Below are 2167 nucleotides of genomic sequence, written 5' to 3' on the forward strand. Positions count from 1 at the left end.
TTTGATTTATACTATAATTATACAATTTTTTCTTTACTTTATCACCGTGTCATCATTTATTGTTGTATTAGTGGAGGAATAACATGAAGTCAAATACAATATCACAGGTTTCCAAAACATTGGGTATATCAACTCGAATGTTACGATATTATGAGCAAATTGGATTAATACACTGTTCTCGATTGGATGATTACGCTTATCGTGTTTATGATTTAGAAACGATTGAGAAACTCAAACAAATTTTATTACTCAGAAAACTAAGAATACCTGTAAAGCAAATCAAGACAATACTTCTTAATCCGAATGCAATAAATACTGTAAAAGTATTTGAACAAAACATCATGGAAATTGATGAAGAGATTACCGCTTTAGCAACCATCAAAGATATTCTCCTTCACTTCATACAAAAATTAAGTGAAGATACAAAACTACCCCTACTCGAAATCATCAATTCATCAACTGAACTAGGAAGCATTCTTGATTCACTTAATTTAATCAGTATTAATTTTAAGGAGGATCAAACAATGAGGAGTTTGAAAAAAGCTGATGAAAAGTTATCAATTTTAAAAGATGTAAGGATTATTTATTTACCACCAACTACTGTTGCATCTGCCCATCACATTGGTGATGACCCTGAATTTCATGCAAATAAAATGATTGATGATTTTGTTCGAAATTCAAAGTTAGATGTAATAAAACCAGATTTACGTCATTATGGATTCAATCATCCAAATCCTATTGATGAAACCGGATATCATGGATATGAATCATGGATTACTATACCCCATGATTTAGAAGTGCCAAAACCCTTAACCAAGAAAGAATTTAATGGTGGTTTGTATGCTGCCCATATGATTTCATTTGGAAATTTCAATGAATGGGAAGACTTAGCTAAATGGGTAAACGATAGTGAAGAATATGATTTTGCAGGTGATTGGTTAGATCAAGAACATATGTGTGGCTTGATGGATGAGCATTTGAATTACTACAGTCATATCCATTTAGAAAATACCGAACCAGAAAATATGCAGATTGATTTACTGATGCCAATAAAGGAAATCAAAAGAAAAGAAGAGGGTAATTAATTACCTTCTTCTTTTAACAACACCTCTTTACACTTTGTATAAACCATTCATTGAATTTCTCAGGATCAGTATCCAATATGACTGTTGTGTTTGGTTCCTTATTGAGGAATCCTCTTAAATCAACAACACTACATCCGGATGTATATTCGCCCTGTGTTTCAATATCGACAAAGACATCAACAGTTTTAAATATATCAGGTTGAAGTAAATATGCTGTTGCATAACTATCATACATTGTTAATCCTGTTTCAAATGATCCTCCACGATATCTTTTAAATAGTGAGTAGAACATCTCTCCTGTTTTATTTAATGTTTTTATATGTTCGCTAACATCCTTTGTGATTAATGCTCTAACCCCTGCATCAAGAGGTACCATTGTTAGTTTTAGTCCACTGTGAAATACAATCCTTGCAGCTTCAGGATCGGCACAAAAATTGAACTCTGACATAACCCCTCGATTACCTCTTCCTGTAGAACCTCCCATCATGATAATCTCTTTGATATTCGGTTTTACTTCAGGATACGTAGATAATAATAAAGCAATATTAGTAAGTGGACCTATTGGTAATATAGTTATAGGTTCATCACTTTCCATAATGATTTTTCTCATAAGCTCTATTGAACTTTCTTGACACAATAAACTCATATCCGGATCCTCAAAATCAAATCCTTCCATCCCTGTCTTACCATGAACTTCACTTGCATCAATAATATCTCGTAGTAATGGTTTGCGTGCACCTGATGCAACAGGTATGTTTTCTTTACCAAAGAACTTCACTAAACGTAATGCATTGTATGTTGTTTTATCCAACCCTACATTACCAAAAACTGTACTAATACATTTTATATCTAATTCATCAGAAAATAATGCAATCGCAATCGCAACTGCATCATCTATACCTGGGTCAGTGTCTATTATGATTGGTCTTTTTGTCATCTTTACATTCTCCTAAATTCGTAAATCAATTATCCGTTAGATATAATTAAATATCAATAGCGAATCGTTTGTGGTTATTCCTACTTTGACATTATAGCTTGAAACAAACCTACTATAAATATAATGATAAGGTAAAATGGTAAAA

Annotated in this window: 2 protein-coding genes; one reads left to right on the forward strand and one right to left on the reverse strand. The window is 32.3% G+C overall.

What is annotated here, in order from left to right; genetic code table 11:
• Nucleotides 1-83 precede the first annotated feature (83 nt).
• A complete protein-coding gene (locus RR643_RS11590; protein WP_332483311.1) occupies nucleotides 84-1085 on the forward strand; it encodes a MerR family transcriptional regulator in 1002 nt (333 codons plus the stop codon).
• A gap of 13 nt (nucleotides 1086-1098) precedes the next feature.
• Here the strand turns inward: RR643_RS11590 and rihC are convergent, their stop codons facing one another.
• Nucleotides 1099-2022 (reverse strand): ribonucleoside hydrolase RihC, encoded by a 924-nt coding sequence (gene rihC, locus RR643_RS11595; RefSeq protein ID WP_332483312.1) that lies wholly within the window; start codon nucleotides 2020-2022, stop codon nucleotides 1099-1101.
• Nucleotides 2023-2167: the final 145 nt, after the last annotated feature.

Origin of the sequence: Anaerorhabdus sp. (assembly GCF_036637135.1) — a bacterium.
Lineage (GTDB): Bacteria > Bacillota_I > Bacilli_A > Erysipelotrichales > Erysipelotrichaceae > Anaerorhabdus.

Excerpts from the sequence above, each read along its gene's own strand:
- RR643_RS11590 (WP_332483311.1), top strand. The coding sequence starts at position 84 with ATGAAGTCAAATACAATATCACAGGTTTCCAAAACATTGGGTATATCA.
- rihC (WP_332483312.1), bottom strand. The coding sequence starts at position 2,022 with ATGACAAAAAGACCAATCATAATAGACACTGACCCAGGTATAGATGAT.